The following is a 15,557-nucleotide window of genomic DNA, read 5'->3' as shown; positions in this document are numbered from 1 at the left end:
TTTTAACCGATGCCGGCAAAGAACTCTCTGATTAGTATTATGGCTCAGAAATCTTTTGTTATTCTTATCCTGTGTCTCTGCATCGGTGCCGGTCTTGTTATTGCCGGTTGTACCCAGCAAGCCGCCTCATCTGTATCGTCAACTACCGCAACACCTGCCGCCCCGGCAACATCGCCGGCTGCGCCCGCAGGAACGGGCAGTGCCCCTGCAAACCAGACGGGAATGGCAAACCCGGCCTCGGTCAACTGCGTGAATGTCGGTGGCCAGTCCGTGATCATGACCAATCCTGACGGGAGCCAGTACGGCATGTGCAATTTCACCAACGGGACCAGCTGCGAGGAGTGGGCACTCTTCCGCGGTGAGGGTTGCCAGGCCGCTGTGACTGCGAACCAGACGGCTAACGCAACTGCGCCATCAGGCCAGTCCGGCATGGCAAATCCTGCATCAGTTAACTGCGTCAACGTGGGCGGGACCGTGCAGATTAAGGACAGCGCGGCCGGACAGTATGGCATGTGCGCCTTCCCCAACGGGACCACGTGTGAAGAGTGGGCGCTCTTCCGTGGCGAGGGCTGCCAGGCGGCAAATGTCACCGCATAACCGGTGAACAACCTTTTTTTGTTTTTTTCGTGAGTCGTGCGCGGGACAGATCCCTGCCCGCACGATAAATTATACCCATCGGGCCGGCAAACACCATCATCATGAAGGCAGAGATCCCCCGGGTCATCGTCGCGGGCACGCATAGCGGCTGCGGTAAGACCACGATTGCCACCGGCCTGATGGCGGCCCTTTTTGACCGGGGCCTTGAAGTCCAGCCCTTCAAGACCGGGCCGGACTTCATCGATCCCTCCCACCACACACTTATCTGCGGCCGGGCTTCGCGGAACCTGGACATCTGCATGATGGGAGAGGCCGGAGTGACGCGGGCCTTTGCGAACGCAACAGCGGGGGCAGATATCTCCGTGATCGAAGGGGCCATGGGCCTCTTCGACGGCAGGGAGGGATCCGATAAAGCCAGCGCCGCACATGTCGCCCGTATTCTTGGCGCCCCTGTGATCCTTGTAGTGGACGCTCACGCGGTCTCGCGCAGTATCCATGCAACCATAAAGGGGTTCAGGGACTTTGACCCGAAGGTGAAGATCGCAGGCATCATCTACAACCGGATCGGGAGCGACCGGCACCGGCAGATGATCGCTGAAGAGGAATACGTCCCGGCGCTCGGTTGGGTGCCCCGGCAGAAAGACTGCGAGATCCAGAGCCGGCACCTCGGCCTGGTGATGGCACACGAGTCGCCGGCCTTAAAACAGTTCGGGCGCATTATAGCAGAGTCCTGCGATCTCGATGGGATCCTCGCGGTTGCGGCAAATGCCCGGCCGCTTGCGGTTCCCGCGGGCACGGCAAAAAAATCGCATACCTCCCATCGTCGGGCTGTGATTGGTGTGGCCCGCGACCCGGCATTCTGCTTCTATTACCAGGATAACCTCGACAGACTCACCCGGGCCGGGGCGGAGATCCGGGAGTTTTCCCCGGTGGCAGGTGAGGTGCCGGAGGCAGATGCCATCTATATCGGCGGGGGATACCCCGAGCTCCATGCGGCGGCGCTTGAAAAATCAAGGAGCACAAAAACCATCCGCACCCTTGCACAGGACGGCATGCCGGTATACGGCGAGTGCGGCGGGCTCATGTACCTCTGCGGCTCGCTTGAAACAGAAGGAAAAGAGCACAGGATGGCCGGCGTCCTGCCCGGCCGTGCCGTCATGACCAAACGTCTTGCGGCACTCGGGTATGTCAAAGGCGCATTCTCCGGCCCGGCCGGCCTCTGGCCGGGAACCGTTGGAATCCGGGGCCACGAGTTCCATTATTCCCGTGTCGAATTTGACCGCGATGCCCGGTGGGCAATCCGGCTTTCTGCAGGTAAAGGGATCGATAGCGGGAACGACGGCCTTGTTGAACACGCGACCATCGGGGCGTACACCCACGCGTATTTCACCGACGCCTTTGCCCGGTGCTTCGTGGATGCTGCGGCAGCATGGGCACGGAGGTAGGTACGGCATGGACAAGTACAGCCGGCTCTCCTCCTGCGCTGCATCGGCCCTTTTTGGCACCAGACAGATCACTATTGCAGGAAATCAGGTTGGGATCACCGGGCTTGAGGCAGCGTTTGCGGCCGTGGATGCCCGGGGGCTAACCAGCGATACAGAGATCACCGCAGAGCTCATGCGCCAGGTGCAGCAGGACAATTACGTTCCCCCGGCACTTGCAGCAGAGTACGGGGCAGCGGTGCTGGCCGAGTACCGTAAATCTATCGGGAAATCACGAACATAACCTGAACCGGGACAAACGGAAGGCGTGACCCGACAAGAAAAGAGGTATACGATCAGCATCGTACATCCCGGCAGGAGAAATGATATGGCACAACAATCCCGCGTCCTCTTTATCTGCACTGCAAACGCGGCCCGCTCCCAGATGGCCGAAGGCTACCTCCGGGCAAAGTACGGCGACCGGTTCGACGTCTTCTCGGCCGGGGTCCACCCGGCCGGGCAGGTAAGCCCCCGGGCGGTCCAGGCAATGAAGGAGATCGGCATTGATATCTCAGGCCACCGGCCAAAGTCGGTTGACACGTTTACCGGGGTCCCGCTCGATCTCGCAGTCACGCTCTGCGACAATGCCGGTGCGGTCTGCCCGGTAATCCCATCAGCAAAAAGGACGATCCACCACGCCTTTCCCGATCCCCACCTGACGGCGGGGACGGACGAAGATATCCTTGACGGGTACCGAAGGGTGAGAGATGCAATCTGCACGTGGATCGATGCCACCTTCGTGCATGGCCTGCCCATGTGATGGGTAAAAAAATTATTCCGGACCAAGCACCCGGCAGACCTGCTCCATGAGCGCATGATGGCGCCGGAGCTCGGTACAATACGTGCAGCTCCTCGGGCTCTTTCCCACCGGATCCCAGGTAAGCCCGCAGTCCGTGTCCCAGAGTACAAGGCCTTCGGCCGGTGCCGGCTGGATAGGCCGGCTTGCTGCCTCGTTGAGCAGCAACCGGATCCCGTCCGCATCCTGTTCGCCCATGCCGGCCGAGAGGGCCGCTGCCGCCATGCACCGTACCTGGTGCCAGAGGAAACTCTGGGCCTTCACCTCAAGGTACGTGAAACTCCCTTCCGTTCCGATCCGTATCTCTAGGATCTTCCGCCACGGGTTCTTGTCCCCGACCCGGGCAAAATTGGTGAAATTGTGATCGCCTGAAAATTCCCGGGCTGCCGTTTCCATGGCTACCGGGTCCCGGGGGGGTTCACCAAAATAATACCGGTACGTGCGTGAGCGGGCATCGTACCGGGGATGGAAATGGTCAGGAACAACTGCGGTTGCCGTGCACCAGATATCAGGCGGCAGCTGGCTGTTGAGCGCCTGCCGGGCCCGGTCCGGGGTTTGTGTGGAGAACGCGATCACCTGACCGCAGGCATGCACCCCGCGATCGGTCCTGCCTGCTGACGCAAATCCCGCAGTCCGCCAGTCAGAAAAGAGAGCCAGGCGCCGGCACGCTTCGATGAATTCGCCTTCAACCGTGCGGCTGGACTCCTGCTGCTGCGAACCGTAGAACCGGGTGCCCAGGTACGAGACCCGGCATGCGAGCCTTACCGGAAGCGGAGCCGCCGGGTCAGTCTCTTTAACTTTCTCCATGTGTTGTTGAGCGACTGGCGGGTATAGGTACGCAGGGGCGTCTTTCTCCCGCCGCAGGAAACCTGCCCCCTGCGGATAGCCTCAAAGATGGCCGGAATCTCCGGCTCAGCTTCGACAAACGTTCTCCCGTAGCCCACGAACCGGGCATTATGGGCATCGCTTCCCCCCACACAGGGCTTCTCCAGCCGGTCTGCAATCCGGCCGGCCTTGCGGTTGGCCGAACCCACGATGTACCGGCTGTTGAAGGCCTCGACCGCGTCAACAATGTTCATCGCGGCCCGGACCCTCCGGGCAACCCCGTGCCGCCATACGTGGTACGGGTGGGGGAGGATCACAATGGCTCCCATACGCCGGGCGATCTGCACTGTCTCGCGGACATCGAGCCCCGCCGGTATGAGCTCGGTTGTGCCCAGCACCAGCAGGTGCCCCTGCTTGGTCGAGACCTCGATCCCCGGTATAACGAGAACTGAGGTTTTGAACGCGAGCGCTTTTTTCGCCCCGTCCACGCAATCATGGTCAGTGATGGCAATCACATCGAGCCCGACTGCCTCTGCCTGGCGAAGGATCTCCTCGACACTGCTCTCGCCGTCCTTGGAAAAATTCGTGTGCACGTGGAGATCACAGGTCAGCATCTGATCACTAGTGTTTTATCTCTCTGGTATTAAGAAAAACGTATGCGAATCATCCTCCCCACCGGGGCCGTGACGGCAGATACCGTGCGAAAAGCGGCGGCCGGCTTTGATGCCGAGGTGGTGGTGACCGGGAAGATCGCCTCGTTCCTGACCCCCCGTGCGCTCCGCGCCCTGATACAAAAGGGAACGTACGATGCGGTTGTGGTCCCGGGAATGTGCACGGCCTCATTTGAAGCCGTGGAGCGCGAGACTGGTGTCCCAATCTACCGCGGCCCCCGCCATGCGGCGGACCTTGCCTGGGTGCTCCCGCTTGTGGGAAAGGTTCCCCTTTCGGGCACAGTGCCTGCCGAGGATTTCCTCTTAGAGAAAAATGCAGCGGATGCGATGAGCCGGGTGGCAGAAGCAGAGGAGAGGGCGGAACCGGAGTTTGTGATCCGGGGTACGAAGATCGGCGGGAACTCCCGGATGAAGGTCCTTGCCGAGATCATGGACGCACACCGGGCAGAGGACATCCGGGACCGGGTGGAGCGGTACTTTTCTCTTGGGGCAGATATTGTAGATCTCGGTTTCGGGTTCGATGCAACGCCGGCCGATGTGGAACGGGTGTTCTTATCGCTTGCAGATATCGAAGGCCCGCTCGCGGTGGACACCCAGGACCCGGACCTGATCCGGGCGGCTCTCTCCCGCGCCGATCTCGTGCTCTCGCTTCAGGAAAAAAATCTCCCGCACGTGGGAAAAGAGGTGGCCCGGGCCGGGGCGGCGGCAGTTGTGGTGCCGGGCGAAAAGACGCTTCCGGCAAATATCGCAAAGGCCCGGCGGGCCGGCATCAGCTGTATCATTGCTGACCCGCTACTCCAGCCGGCAGGTTCAGGGCTTGTCGCTTCGCTGGCACGGTTCCGCGACTACAGCTGCCCGCTCTTCTTTGGCGCGGGGAACGTGGCCGAGCTCCTAGATGCAGACTCGATCGGCATCAATGCGCTCCTTGCCGGGATGGCAATGGAGGCCGGTGCTGCGATCATCTTCACGAGCGAGCACTCGGACAAGACCCGGGGATCAATCGCAGAGATGCGGAGGGCAACAGAGATGATGGTACTTGCCCGGGACCGGCCATATGCAAAGGATCTTGGGATCGATCTTTTGGTGCTTAAGGAGAAACGGCGCCGGAGAGAGCCGCCGCTTGAATATGAAAATGTGGTGGCTGCAAAGAGGATGCCGGACGAAATCACGTACGACCCGAAAGGCAATTTCCGGATCGGGATCGAAGGCGACCAGATCGTGGCGGAAGTCCGCGAGAAAGCCGTGAAGGGGACACGCTGGCAGGATGTGCTGTACACGCTGATCGAAGAGGGGCACGTCTCGCTTCTCGATCATGCGGGATATCTTGGCCGGGAACTCTACAAGGCGGAGCTCGCGATCCGATACGGGCGGAGCTTCGAACAGGACGGGGAATTTTAAAAGAGACTGCATATCCCTCGCGGGTAAGGCGGGACTGGTGATCGGCCGGGCAACCTGCATGAGACCCCTTTGCACTGTACGAACGTTCGCGTCCAAAAAATTCCGTAAGATCGACACGAAATCCGGAAAAATCTACTCAGCCAGAGGAGATTACAACGGATGGGTACAATCTCTCCGAAACATTTTCCGGCCGATCGCGTCATGCCCGTACGGTCTGAAATTTTTTCCGGGCAACGGGTTTTTGCCTGAAAGTTCGTACGGCCGGATTTTTTTTTGATTTGAAATTTGGAAAGCCGGAAAATTTTCCGGTCGAACGTTGAAAAATCCAAAAATAGTTGGCGCGAAAAGTGGAAAATGGGTGTGAGTTCGGCAACAAACTCACTTCCCCGTCGTAAATCATGCTCTAGGGCATGGGCCTTGGGATCAAAAAACCTGCCCTTTTTTGGCCGCGAGATTTTCCAGGCCGGGAAATTTTTGGGATTGAACACCGGAATGCCAAAAATTTCCGGGACGCTAAAAAAATTCCCGCATGAACCGATCCGAGAAAATCATGCAATCCCCTTTACGCCATCCCTGAACCGTGAAGGACCCTGATACAGGGAGGGTTCGTTACCTGAAATATCATAAAGATCTCCCAAAAATGCGCCCGTAAAACGCCCTTTTTCGGTTCGCGGGGAAAATGCGGGTATTAATCACCCCGTTCGCAAAAATACGCTCAATTTGAGCCGCATATAATGCCCATAATCGGCCAATAACGGCCCACCGGCAGCCTCTTTTTCCGGGATCATCCAATTACCCTTCCGGCCCTGAGATCGGCCCAAAAAACGCGTTTAGGGGAACTTTTTATTTTGTCCGTTTGCCAAAATACGGCCCATTTGGGCTTATTTTTAAACGGAGCCCAAAACAGGCTCCGGCTATACCCGGAAGGTGCTCATCCGGGCTCAATAAGGGCCCGGATTAATGAGATTGGAGCCGCCTCCATGTGAGAAACCTGAGGGGGTAGTACCCCACACAGGACGTGAGGGTATGAGATGCCTAGGATTGCCGGCCCGGTTTTTCCGGATTTTCCAGCGCAAGAACCGGGAATTTTCCGGAAATGTCCGGCCGGATTATTTCCCGTTTGAGCCCCGACCCATCAACCCTTTTATCTAGAAAACCTCCACATCACTATATATGACCACGCAGGTACGCGCATCCCACATCCTTGTCACAAGCGAGGACGATGCAAACAAGATCCTAAAAAGGATAAAAGACGGCGAGGACTTTGCCGCAGTGGCAAAGCGCTTCTCCTCCTGCCCATCGAAAAAGAGCGGCGGGGATCTCGGCTGGTTCGGTAAGAACCAGATGGTCCCTGAGTTTGAGGCGGCCGCGTTTGCCGCAGACCAGGGTACCGTTGTCGGGCCGGTCAAGTCCCAGTTCGGGTACCACGTTATCAAAGTGACCGGGAAGAAGTAAAGTTCCGGCCGGAACAGCAGCGGGAATGAACAAAAACTTTTTTTTGGGCATCGGCCTCGCGGTGGCAATCGTCTTTGCCGGGGCTGCTGTTTATTTGGGCCTTGCAAAGCAGGCCCCGGTAAATTCTGCGGATCGCGATACCCTATACCAGGTCTCAACCATCAGCGCACTGATGCAGGGAGTGTACAATGGCACGACCCCGGTAGGCGATCTCAAAAAACACGGCGACTTTGGGATCGGAACCTTTGACCGGCTTGACGGGGAGATGATCGTGCTTGACGGGAAGGTCTGGCAGGCAAAGGCAGACGGGACTGTTTCTCCCGCCACAGACGATCAGACAACGCCGTTTGCCACAGTAACGTATTTTTCCCCCGATTTCCGGCAGGCCACCCCGGATCAAGCAGTGAACTTCTCTCGGTTTTCCGCGGAAATGGCGGCACGGCTCCCTACACAGAACATGATCTACGCAGTGGAGATCCACGGGACATTCCCGTCAATGACGGTACGGGCGATCCCGGCACAGGAAATGCCCTATCCCAATCTTACGGTTGCATCCGCCGGGGAGCACGAATACACCTTCAACAATATCACCGGCACGGTTGTCGGGTTCTACACCCCCGTATTCCTAAAAGACCTCAATACGCAGGGCTACCACCTTCATTTCCTGTCCGACGACCATACCCGGGGCGGGCACATTCTTGATATGACCGTACCGGCCGCAAGCAGCGTTGAGTACGATATCACCCCGTACTATACCGTGGTACTCCCCACCACCGGTGCCTTTGCCGGGACCAACCTGACCGCCGATATGAGCGGCGCGGTGGCAGCGGTCGAGCGGTGACGAGGTTCCCCCGGCAATTCTGTCGTACGGGGAAAACCGGTTCCAGAAAACCTGTCCTTTTTTGAAACTGACATTTTGTGTCAGCGCCGGCTTTTTCATGCGGCGCTCGTAAACAGGATCCCCGTTTCGGACACCAGTTCATGCGCGCCCGCTTCAAGGGCAGTCCGGGACCCGGGGGCTGCGGGTACACAGGCTCCGGATCACGTTGGGTTAATGTGGGGAGAACCGGCCCGGGAGAACGTCCGTAATCGTTCGGATTCCTGAAAAGAAATGGTTCCGGCATTGTCCCGGGCCGGAACCGACCGTTCACTTGAGGTCCCGCGAAAAGGTACGGGACCCGGATTTTTAGCCGCAGTAATAAAGGAAACCGCATGAGGGATTGTGTTGACCGCCCGGTATCACCCTTGGCCGGTAACGGGGAATATTTGACCGCCCGAGTAATGCGAATTTATAACGGGCCCAAAAAAAGGCCGCATACGGACAACTGCAAAAGAGCAGGTGCCCAAGGGAGATCGAAAAACCATGACAACAGTACGGAAAATAGTACTTGCCTCCGCGGTCCTCATCTGTGCCGCGCTGGTAATGGTACCACTGGTCTCTGCTGCCGGACCCGGCCAGGGATTTTCACCGGGGGGCCAGCAAAACCAGGGACAGGGTAATCAGATAGCTCCAGGTAATGGAGGCAACGGGAATAACCCGGGATCCGGTAACGATCAGAACAGCGGTAACGGGGCGATGGCCAGTGGCGGACCGGGTAACGGACAAAACAGACAGACCCCGGGAGCGGGTATACAGCCTTTTGCAGGGAACATGACTGCACCGCAGGGCCAGCCGGACCAGAACTTCGGTAACGCGAGCTGGAACGCAACACCGCCGGGTCCCGGAGGTGCGCTCAACCTGACTGCAGTGGGTAATGCACTCTTTGGCCAGCTCCCTCCGGACGCCAATGCAACCGGGAGCAATAACTGGACGAACAACTGGACTATGCAGCTCAACGCAACAGGACTCAAACCCGATGGACAGAATGTACCTCTTCCGGCCGGCAACCTGACAGGGCACAATCCCGCCGACGGGAATGTGACGCCGCCATCACAGCCGGCGCTCTCTGGCAACGGGAACACAAATAATGCCGGAAACCAGAACAATGCCGGTACTGCAACACAGGGCTACTCGTCAGGCCCGCAGGCAGGCAGCACAAGCCAGTCCGCAAGCCAGGACCAGAAAGACAGCAACCTTATCGAGGCCTTCCTCACATGGCTCCGGGGTGGGGGAAGCTCCACCACATAATCTCTTTTTTACCGGCCTTTCATTTTCGCCCATCGCATATCCGCCCGGTACCTGGGCTCTTCTGCGCAAAGCAGCGAGCCTTTTTTCTCATCCCGGAACGAATGGATCGGTACGAAGTGCAAAGAAACGCTCTTTTCGTGTGCCATCATGACTATCCGCGGGATCAAAAGAGACCTCCTGAATCTGCTGCTTGAACTGGGAAAAGACAGCCATCCCAACGAGTTTGCAGCGCTCCTTACTGAAGAATGCGGGGTGATTTCCGAACTCAACCTCCTTCCCGGCACCGTCACTGGCAGCTCGTCAGCTTCGGTCTTCTTTGACATGATGCCGCTTGGCACCCACCATGCAGGAAGCGCCCACTCCCACCCAAACGGTGTGCTCCGGCCTTCCGGTGCTGACCTGAATTTCTTTCCCCGTGCGGGGAGATACAACCTCATCATCGGCGCCCCGTACCGGGAGGGTGACTGGAGATGTTTTACTGCGGATGGCGAGCCTTGCGAGCTTGCGGTGATCCCATGACCGCCCGGCGCGTGGTTGCCACCGGCACCTTTGATATCCTCCACCCGGGGCATGTCTACTACCTGACCGAATCGCGGAAGCTGGGCGACGAGCTCTGGGTGATCGTGGCCCGGGACGAGAACGTGAAGCACAAGCCCCGCCCGATCCTCCCTGAGGCCCAGCGCCTTGCCATGGTTTCTGCGCTCAGGCCTGTGGACCACGCAATCCTCGGGGACCATACCGACATGTTTTGCCCCATCGATGATATCCGCCCGGCGGTCATCACCATCGGGTTTAACCAGTATTTCGATGAGGAAAAACTCAAAGGCCAGCTTGCCGAACGCAATCTTCCCGCAGAAGTTGTCCGGATCGGGAAATATGAGGACGGTGACCTCGCAAGCTCGCGCATGATCGTCCAGCGGATCGTGGAGGCACGGGGGAGTGGGGATCAGCGGATCGGATAGAACGGGCAGTCCGTGGTCCTGCACTCCCGGTTCATCGCGTAATAAAGGCGGGTGACGTTCCGGCCAGATGGGATCGTCACTCCCGGATGCTCTTTTATAAACGCTACAGCGTATTTATCGCAAGGAAAGTATTGCGTTTGCAGCAGCGCGGGTCGCCATGAAGAGCAATTGTCTCAGGGCTCTTTGCCACTGCGAAGTTTGCCTGCTGCCATTCCCGGTGCGAGAGTGGCGTTGCACCGCTCAAACATGAGGGGGCCGTGCAGGAAAAACGTTACTTATCCTTAATGAATCTCACCGTGGATGTTATCCGGCCGGCGCTAGTGGCCGGCCCGCACCCGGCGGGGAGGCCCGCGGTGACGGTTCCCACCCCCAAAACCATGGGTAAAAACACCGGAGTACTTTGCGGCAAACGATCCCACAAGGGAGGTCACGATCACCATCACGGCAATGGTGACGGCAACCGGGGGCGAACCGTACAGTGCAGCTAGGGCAATCGAGAACTCGCCCCGGGCAATGGTGTTTGTCCAGATTTCGATGCCTGAAGCGGCGGAGCCATAAAGAGCGATACCGGTCAGTACACCGGAAATAAGCTTGCTTGCAACGGCAAGGAGGCAGATGATCGCCATCACACCCATGCTGACGTTGCCGGACAGGTTGATCGTAACCCCGAAAAAGACAAAGAAGATCACCAGAAACACGTCCTTGAACGGCCGGGCATGCTGTTCAAAGGCATCAGGATCGGTGGTGGCAATGGCCGCCCCGAGGGCAATCACCATCAGCGTGTCGGGGATCCCAAGAAACAGGGCAGCGCCAGCAGTGGCGAGCACGGAAACGAACGTAAAGAGAATTGGCAGTTCGTCATCACGTTCCAGGAGCGAGACCAGAAACTCCTTGCCATAATGGGCAAGCACGTACATGATCCCAAGGCCGGCAAGGATCTCCACGGCAAAGAGGAGCAGGTTCTCGTTTCCGGCCGAGAGAAGGGCAAGGATGACAATCAGCACGAGATCCTCAAACACCATCAGCCAGATGATTGTCCCGGCCTCCCGCATCATGAGCTTCCGGTTCTCGATAAGCGAGGTGACCGCAAGCGCGGTGCTGGAGCTGTAGAAGGCTGCGGCCACAATAAGGGCCTCAATGAGCGAGAAGCCTAAGAGGTACGCGGCCACAAAACCGATGAGCATGTTGACGTTGAGATCGATGATCCCGCTTGCAAGCACCTCTCTCTGGTTCTCCGATATCTTGTCGACCTTGAGGCCCAGGCCAACAAAGAAGAGCAAAAAGATCAGCCCCAGTTCAGAGAAGAAACTGCTGATGGGGTCGGAGGCGACAAGCCCGAGGCCGGCTTTTCCCAGTACTACTCCTGCGATGATGTAGAAGGGGATCGCGGGGATTGACAGGTACTTGGTGACCAGCGCGAGCACGAGGCAGACAAAAAGGGCGATAATAAGGCCCTGTGCGGCAAGGATCCCGTCCATCAATCCACCATGATCTCGCGCTCAAACAACCGGAGCTGGTCTGATTCGCCGATCACAAGGACTGCGTCCCCGGTCTCGAACACGAACGATGGCGGGGGATTGATGATATTTTTGTCGTTCCGGGAGACTGCAATAACGGTCGTTCCGGTCTTTGCCCGGATCCCAAGGTCTTCGATTGTTTTCCCGGCAATGGCTCTGGGGATGATGTACGAATGGATGGTAACCCGGAGATCGGCGAGCGCCGAGAACGCGATCTCCACGCTCTCCTGGTCAGCCTCAATTATGGCCCCGGTCAGGATGTTTCCCAGCCTCCGTGCTTCCACGGGGGTCATTTCGGCTGCGCTTGGGGTATGGCAACCCTTCTGGAGGGTGTACATCTGGATGGTACCGGCCTTGGTAAAAAAGATCGCCACGGTATCACCTTTGTCCGTCTCGAATTCGTACTTTGTTCCAACACCGGGAAGGTTGAGAGATCGGAGAGCCATAGGAGACATTAGAGAAATGTTCCTAAAATATATTGCTTTTTCCAAGAAGCGGCCGGTTTATTAGACCGCAGGGCACGATCACCCAGGGGATGTCAGGAAATCTGGCAAAAGAGAAAGAGCCCGGGGCACAAAGCAGGTGAGAGGGTCCCGCTCCTGTAACCCTTGTGGGGTCTCATTCAAGGTATGCATGGGTTTTTTTCTAGAGGCCGGGAGGATGGCGAACCCACAACCGGCGTTCCCGCCGGGAGGGCTTCGCACCTTCACAGGGGTTTTTCCTCCCCATACCTCATGTTTTCCGGACCGGCCTTTAAACCCCCGACCGGGCGGGGCGAAAGTGATCGGGAGGGTAAATACAAAGGGAGAAAACCCGGGTATAAACAGCACCTTTTTTTGCATACCCATGACAAATAATGATAAATCCGGGTGCGGGTTCCCGTGCCCGCCCGTTTATCCTGTCTTTAAGAGGAGTTGGTGATCATCGCAGAAATTCCCAAGGAAGAATACATGAAAAAATGCACGTCCGCGTGTGCCGGGTGCAGTTCATCCCTGACGCTGCGCTACGTGCTCAAGGCATCCGGCCCGGACACGGTGCTTGTAATCCCCGCGTGCTGTACGAGCGTTATCCAGGGTATCTACCCCAACACCGCCATGAACGTGCCCGTTTACAACGTTGCGTTTGCTGCGGCTGCCGCGTGCGCATCGGGCATGTCCGAGGCGTTCCGGGAGGCAGGTAAGAAGACGAACGTGATCGTGTACGCCGGTGACGGCGGCACGCTGGATATCGGCATCCAGTCCATGTCAGGCGCGTTCGAACGGGGCACGGACTTTTTGTATATCTGCTATGACAACGAGGCCTACGGGAATACCGGCATGCAGCGCTCGGGCGCAACGCCGCTTGGCGCAAAGACCACCACCACACCTACGGGAAAGACCGTGGAGAAGAAAGACATCGACGCAATCGCTGCCGCCCACCACCTCGAGTACATGGCCACCGCGTGCAGCGCGTACCCTCTGGACATCTACAAGAAGGTGGCAAAGGCGCTCACCTTCCGGGGTCCGACCTTTATCCATATTCTTGCCCCCTGCCCGCCCGGCTGGCGTTATCCGACCGAAAAGACCATTGACATGGGAAAACTGGCAGTAAAATCCGGCATGTGGATGCTGTACGAGCGCGAGCACGGGAAACTTACGATCAGTGCCCCCTCGAAAACTGCGATGAAAAAACCCATCCCGCTCGAGGATTATCTTGCCCCGCAGGGCCGCTTCAAAGGCATTGATGCAAAGTCGCTAGAGATCCTCAAACAACGCCTTGCCGAAAACCTCAAAAAACTGGCCGCAGAGGAGGCGAAGTCATGAAGAAGATCGCAACGGGAAACAAGGCGATCGCCGAGGCGGTCAAACAGGCGCTGCCCGGCGTTGTGGCTGCATACCCGATCACCCCCCAGACCGAGATCGTGGAGACGATTGCGGACTTTGTCACAAGCGGCCAGATGAAAAGCCGGTACATTCCGGTGGAGAGCGAGCACTCCGCGATGGCAGCCTGCATCGGCGCAAGTATTACGGGTACCCGGACATTCACCGCGACAAGTGCCCACGGACTCCTGTACATGCACGAGATGACCAACTGGGCAGCAGGCGCACGCCTGCCGATTGTGATGGCAAACGTGAACCGCTCGCTTGGGCCCGGCTGGAACATCTGGGCCGAGCACACCGATGCGATGCAGGAGCGCGATACCGGCTGGCTCCAGGTGTACGTCTCGACCGTACAGGAAGCGTACGACACCACCCTGATGGCATTCCGGATCGCCGAGCACAACGACGTACTGCTGCCAGTGATGGTCAATCTGGATGGTTTTTCCCTCTCCCACATCATGCAGCCGCTGGATACCGTGGAGCCCGGGGATTTCATCCCTCCACTCCACCTGCCCCATGCAATCGACACGAAGAACCCGACCGGCTATGGCGGATTGACCGGGCCCGATCAGCACTTCCGGTTCCGGTGGGACATAGAACGCTCGATACGTGACTCGGTAAACGTGATCGAGGAGACGGAACTGGATTTTGCCGCCCGGTTCGGGCGCAGGTACGGCCCGGTCGAGGAGTACCGGTGCGAGGATGCGGATGTTGTCCTCCTTGCCATGGGCACCCTTGGGAAAGAAGCCGAAGTTGCCATTGACATCCTGCGAAAGGAGGGCATAAAAGCCGGCTCGCTGCGCCTGCGCTGGTTCCGGCCGTTCCCGAAGCTCGACCTTGCCGGAAAAGAGGTCGTGGTGATCGACCGCGACTACTCGTTTGGTTACGGCGGCATCGTTGCCAACGAGATCCTGGCAAAGAACAAGTGTGATGTATACAACGTTATCGCCGGCCTTGGCGGCCAGGAAGTGACCTACGATGACATGGCAGGGTTTGTCCGCGAGCGTCGCATAGGTGAGGAGTCCTGGTTTGGGGTGAATTCCCATGTTTGAGGTCAGGATCCATTCAAGGGGCGGGCAGGGCGGCGTGACCGCGGCCCGGCTCCTTGCGACTGCAGCACTTCATGACGGGAAGTATGCTACTGCCTGCCCGTTCTACGGTGCCGAGCGCCGGGGAGCACCAGTCGTTTCCTTTGTCCGTATCGATGATCATCCGATCAAAGTCTACAGCCAGATTCGGCAGCCGGACCTCGTGGTAGTGCTAGACGCAAGCGTGATGGAGACCGTCGATGTGCTCCACGGACTTAAAAAAGGCGGACGGGTGCTCATCAACAGCTCCCATAAGCCGGAGTTTGCCGGGCACACAACATTTAATGTGGACCTGACCGGCATTGCACTCAAAGAGAACCTTGTAGTCGCGGGGAGCCCGATCCTCAACACTCCGGTGCTTGGGGCGCTGGCAAAGATGGGAATTGTCTCGCGCGAATCCGCAAAGGAGGCGATCCGGGGCATGTTCTCCGATGAACGTAACGTGAAAGCAGCCGAGGCGGCCTATAAGGAGATGAGCGCATGAGCGACAAGGCTCAGCGTGAACGGCTGGCGGTAAGCCGGCCAACAGAGGGTGCAGCCGGGCAGACCGGGGCGTGGCGGGTCTTTAAACCCGTGGTAAACAAGGAAAAATGCAACGGGTGCGGGCTCTGCTCGATGTACTGCCCCGACAACGCGATTGATGAGGAACTCATCGTAGACCTACGGTTCTGCAAGGGCTGCGGTATCTGCGCCGAAGAATGCCCCAAGAAAGCCATCACGATGGTACGGGAAGAAAAATAATTACTCCCGTCTTTTTTTTGTAAAATTCCCGCGATCGGC

The 15,557-nt window shown here is 58.2% G+C and carries 19 protein-coding genes; 14 read left to right on the top strand and 5 right to left on the bottom strand.

Annotated elements, in window-relative coordinates; genetic code table 11:
- Positions 1-39 precede the first annotated feature (39 nt).
- The 4 genes from MBOO_RS13640 to MBOO_RS01095 all read left to right on the top strand — a co-directional run bounded on the left by MBOO_RS13640 (position 40) and on the right by MBOO_RS01095 (position 2,838).
- Positions 40-597, top strand: a complete 558-nt coding sequence (locus MBOO_RS13640; protein WP_052291880.1) for a putative hemolysin — start codon at positions 40-42, stop codon at positions 595-597.
- A 101-nt stretch (positions 598-698) separates the two neighbouring features.
- On the top strand, positions 699-2,042 hold the full coding sequence (locus MBOO_RS01105) for a cobyrinate a,c-diamide synthase (protein WP_011991230.1): 1,344 nt from the start codon (positions 699-701) through the stop codon (positions 2,040-2,042).
- 7 nt (positions 2,043-2,049) lie between these two features.
- Positions 2,050-2,322 carry a hypothetical protein gene (locus MBOO_RS01100; RefSeq protein ID WP_048068188.1) on the top strand — a complete coding sequence of 91 codons (273 nt, stop codon included), beginning with the start codon at positions 2,050-2,052 and terminating at the stop codon, positions 2,320-2,322.
- 84 nt (positions 2,323-2,406) lie between these two features.
- Positions 2,407-2,838, top strand: a complete 432-nt coding sequence (locus MBOO_RS01095; RefSeq protein ID WP_011991228.1) for an arsenate reductase ArsC — start codon at positions 2,407-2,409, stop codon at positions 2,836-2,838.
- Between the two features lie 12 nt (positions 2,839-2,850).
- Here the strand turns inward: MBOO_RS01095 and truA are convergent, their stop codons facing one another.
- Together truA and MBOO_RS01085 are read right to left on the bottom strand one after the other, a co-directional pair.
- A complete protein-coding gene (gene truA, locus MBOO_RS01090; RefSeq protein WP_011991227.1) occupies positions 2,851-3,681 on the bottom strand; it encodes a tRNA pseudouridine(38-40) synthase TruA in 831 nt (276 codons plus the stop codon).
- On the bottom strand, positions 3,636-4,313 hold the full coding sequence (locus MBOO_RS01085; RefSeq protein WP_011991226.1) for a CehA/McbA family metallohydrolase: 678 nt from the start codon (positions 4,311-4,313) through the stop codon (positions 3,636-3,638). Before MBOO_RS01085 ends, truA begins: the two co-directional genes overlap by 46 nt.
- 42 nt (positions 4,314-4,355) lie before the next feature.
- Here MBOO_RS01085 and MBOO_RS01080 point away from each other — a divergent pair, with 42 nt between their 5' ends.
- The 6 genes from MBOO_RS01080 (at position 4,356) to MBOO_RS01055 (ending at position 10,313) form a co-directional block, all read left to right on the top strand.
- The gene (locus MBOO_RS01080; protein WP_011991225.1) at positions 4,356-5,768 is read left to right on the top strand and encodes a dihydropteroate synthase-like protein; all 1,413 of its coding nucleotides are present in this window, start codon (positions 4,356-4,358) and stop codon (positions 5,766-5,768) included.
- A gap of 1,173 nt (positions 5,769-6,941) precedes the next feature.
- Positions 6,942-7,223 (top strand): peptidylprolyl isomerase, encoded by a 282-nt coding sequence (locus tag MBOO_RS01075; protein WP_011991223.1) that lies wholly within the window; start codon positions 6,942-6,944, stop codon positions 7,221-7,223.
- A 25-nt stretch (positions 7,224-7,248) separates the two neighbouring features.
- A complete protein-coding gene (gene budA / locus MBOO_RS01070) occupies positions 7,249-8,064 on the top strand; it encodes an acetolactate decarboxylase (RefSeq protein ID WP_011991222.1) in 816 nt (271 codons plus the stop codon).
- A 522-nt stretch (positions 8,065-8,586) separates the two neighbouring features.
- Positions 8,587-9,351, top strand: a complete 765-nt coding sequence (locus MBOO_RS01065) for a hypothetical protein (protein WP_011991221.1) — start codon at positions 8,587-8,589, stop codon at positions 9,349-9,351.
- Positions 9,352-9,498: 147 nt separating this feature from the next.
- Complete coding sequence (locus MBOO_RS01060) at positions 9,499-9,870, top strand: Mov34/MPN/PAD-1 family protein (protein ID WP_011991220.1); 372 nt, start codon at positions 9,499-9,501, stop codon at positions 9,868-9,870.
- The gene (locus MBOO_RS01055; protein ID WP_011991219.1) at positions 9,867-10,313 is read left to right on the top strand and encodes an adenylyltransferase/cytidyltransferase family protein; all 447 of its coding nucleotides are present in this window, start codon (positions 9,867-9,869) and stop codon (positions 10,311-10,313) included. The genes MBOO_RS01060 and MBOO_RS01055 overlap by 4 nt, the downstream gene beginning before the upstream one ends.
- Positions 10,314-10,416: 103 nt before the next feature.
- On the opposite strand, the gene MBOO_RS13715 is transcribed toward MBOO_RS01055, so the two are convergent.
- The 3 genes from MBOO_RS13715 to MBOO_RS01045 all read right to left on the bottom strand — a co-directional run bounded on the left by MBOO_RS13715 (position 10,417) and on the right by MBOO_RS01045 (position 12,276).
- Positions 10,417-10,557 carry a DUF5714 domain-containing protein gene (locus MBOO_RS13715; RefSeq protein ID WP_157677552.1) on the bottom strand — a complete coding sequence of 47 codons (141 nt, stop codon included), beginning with the start codon at positions 10,555-10,557 and terminating at the stop codon, positions 10,417-10,419.
- 73 nt (positions 10,558-10,630) lie between these two features.
- Entirely contained in the window at positions 10,631-11,791 is a 1,161-nt protein-coding gene (locus MBOO_RS01050) for a cation:proton antiporter (protein WP_011991218.1), read from the bottom strand.
- On the bottom strand, positions 11,791-12,276 hold the full coding sequence (locus MBOO_RS01045; protein ID WP_048068187.1) for a cation:proton antiporter regulatory subunit: 486 nt from the start codon (positions 12,274-12,276) through the stop codon (positions 11,791-11,793). The genes MBOO_RS01050 and MBOO_RS01045 overlap by 1 nt, the downstream gene beginning before the upstream one ends.
- Before the next feature lie 477 nt (positions 12,277-12,753).
- Here MBOO_RS01045 and MBOO_RS01040 point away from each other — a divergent pair, with 477 nt between their 5' ends.
- From MBOO_RS01040 to MBOO_RS01025, 4 genes are read left to right on the top strand one after another with little or no spacing between them, the layout of a single operon-like run.
- Positions 12,754-13,632, top strand: coding sequence for a thiamine pyrophosphate-dependent enzyme (locus MBOO_RS01040; protein ID WP_048068514.1), 879 nt, complete (start codon positions 12,754-12,756; stop codon positions 13,630-13,632).
- The gene (locus MBOO_RS01035) at positions 13,629-14,741 is read left to right on the top strand and encodes a transketolase C-terminal domain-containing protein (RefSeq protein ID WP_011991215.1); all 1,113 of its coding nucleotides are present in this window, start codon (positions 13,629-13,631) and stop codon (positions 14,739-14,741) included. Before MBOO_RS01040 ends, MBOO_RS01035 begins: the two co-directional genes overlap by 4 nt.
- Positions 14,734-15,261, top strand: coding sequence for a 2-oxoacid:acceptor oxidoreductase family protein (locus MBOO_RS01030; protein ID WP_011991214.1), 528 nt, complete (start codon positions 14,734-14,736; stop codon positions 15,259-15,261). The genes MBOO_RS01035 and MBOO_RS01030 overlap by 8 nt, the downstream gene beginning before the upstream one ends.
- Complete coding sequence (locus MBOO_RS01025; RefSeq protein WP_011991213.1) at positions 15,258-15,518, top strand: 4Fe-4S binding protein; 261 nt, start codon at positions 15,258-15,260, stop codon at positions 15,516-15,518. Before MBOO_RS01030 ends, MBOO_RS01025 begins: the two co-directional genes overlap by 4 nt.
- Positions 15,519-15,557 lie beyond the last annotated feature (39 nt).

The sequence above is a fragment of the Methanoregula boonei 6A8 genome (assembly GCF_000017625.1).
Classification (GTDB): Archaea; Halobacteriota; Methanomicrobia; order Methanomicrobiales; family Methanospirillaceae; genus Methanoregula; species Methanoregula boonei.
This window is presented reverse-complemented; position numbering and strand designations above follow the sequence as displayed.

What these genes read in the sequence shown, in the direction of transcription:
- MBOO_RS13640 (WP_052291880.1), top strand. Translation starts at nt 40, where the DNA reads ATGGCTCAGAAATCTTTTGTTATTCTTATCCTGTGTCTCTGCATCGGT.
- MBOO_RS01105 (WP_011991230.1), top strand. Translation starts at nt 699, where the DNA reads ATGAAGGCAGAGATCCCCCGGGTCATCGTCGCGGGCACGCATAGCGGC.
- MBOO_RS01100 (WP_048068188.1), top strand. Translation starts at nt 2,050, where the DNA reads ATGGACAAGTACAGCCGGCTCTCCTCCTGCGCTGCATCGGCCCTTTTT.
- MBOO_RS01095 (WP_011991228.1), top strand. Translation starts at nt 2,407, where the DNA reads ATGGCACAACAATCCCGCGTCCTCTTTATCTGCACTGCAAACGCGGCC.
- truA (WP_011991227.1), bottom strand. Translation starts at nt 3,681, where the DNA reads ATGGAGAAAGTTAAAGAGACTGACCCGGCGGCTCCGCTTCCGGTAAGG.
- MBOO_RS01085 (WP_011991226.1), bottom strand. Translation starts at nt 4,313, where the DNA reads ATGCTGACCTGTGATCTCCACGTGCACACGAATTTTTCCAAGGACGGC.
- MBOO_RS01080 (WP_011991225.1), top strand. Translation starts at nt 4,356, where the DNA reads ATGCGAATCATCCTCCCCACCGGGGCCGTGACGGCAGATACCGTGCGA.
- MBOO_RS01075 (WP_011991223.1), top strand. Translation starts at nt 6,942, where the DNA reads ATGACCACGCAGGTACGCGCATCCCACATCCTTGTCACAAGCGAGGAC.
- budA (WP_011991222.1), top strand. Translation starts at nt 7,249, where the DNA reads ATGAACAAAAACTTTTTTTTGGGCATCGGCCTCGCGGTGGCAATCGTC.
- MBOO_RS01065 (WP_011991221.1), top strand. Translation starts at nt 8,587, where the DNA reads ATGACAACAGTACGGAAAATAGTACTTGCCTCCGCGGTCCTCATCTGT.
- MBOO_RS01060 (WP_011991220.1), top strand. Translation starts at nt 9,499, where the DNA reads ATGACTATCCGCGGGATCAAAAGAGACCTCCTGAATCTGCTGCTTGAA.
- MBOO_RS01055 (WP_011991219.1), top strand. Translation starts at nt 9,867, where the DNA reads ATGACCGCCCGGCGCGTGGTTGCCACCGGCACCTTTGATATCCTCCAC.
- MBOO_RS01050 (WP_011991218.1), bottom strand. Translation starts at nt 11,791, where the DNA reads ATGGACGGGATCCTTGCCGCACAGGGCCTTATTATCGCCCTTTTTGTC.
- MBOO_RS01045 (WP_048068187.1), bottom strand. Translation starts at nt 12,276, where the DNA reads ATGGCTCTCCGATCTCTCAACCTTCCCGGTGTTGGAACAAAGTACGAA.
- MBOO_RS01035 (WP_011991215.1), top strand. Translation starts at nt 13,629, where the DNA reads ATGAAGAAGATCGCAACGGGAAACAAGGCGATCGCCGAGGCGGTCAAA.
- MBOO_RS01030 (WP_011991214.1), top strand. Translation starts at nt 14,734, where the DNA reads ATGTTTGAGGTCAGGATCCATTCAAGGGGCGGGCAGGGCGGCGTGACC.
- MBOO_RS01025 (WP_011991213.1), top strand. Translation starts at nt 15,258, where the DNA reads ATGAGCGACAAGGCTCAGCGTGAACGGCTGGCGGTAAGCCGGCCAACA.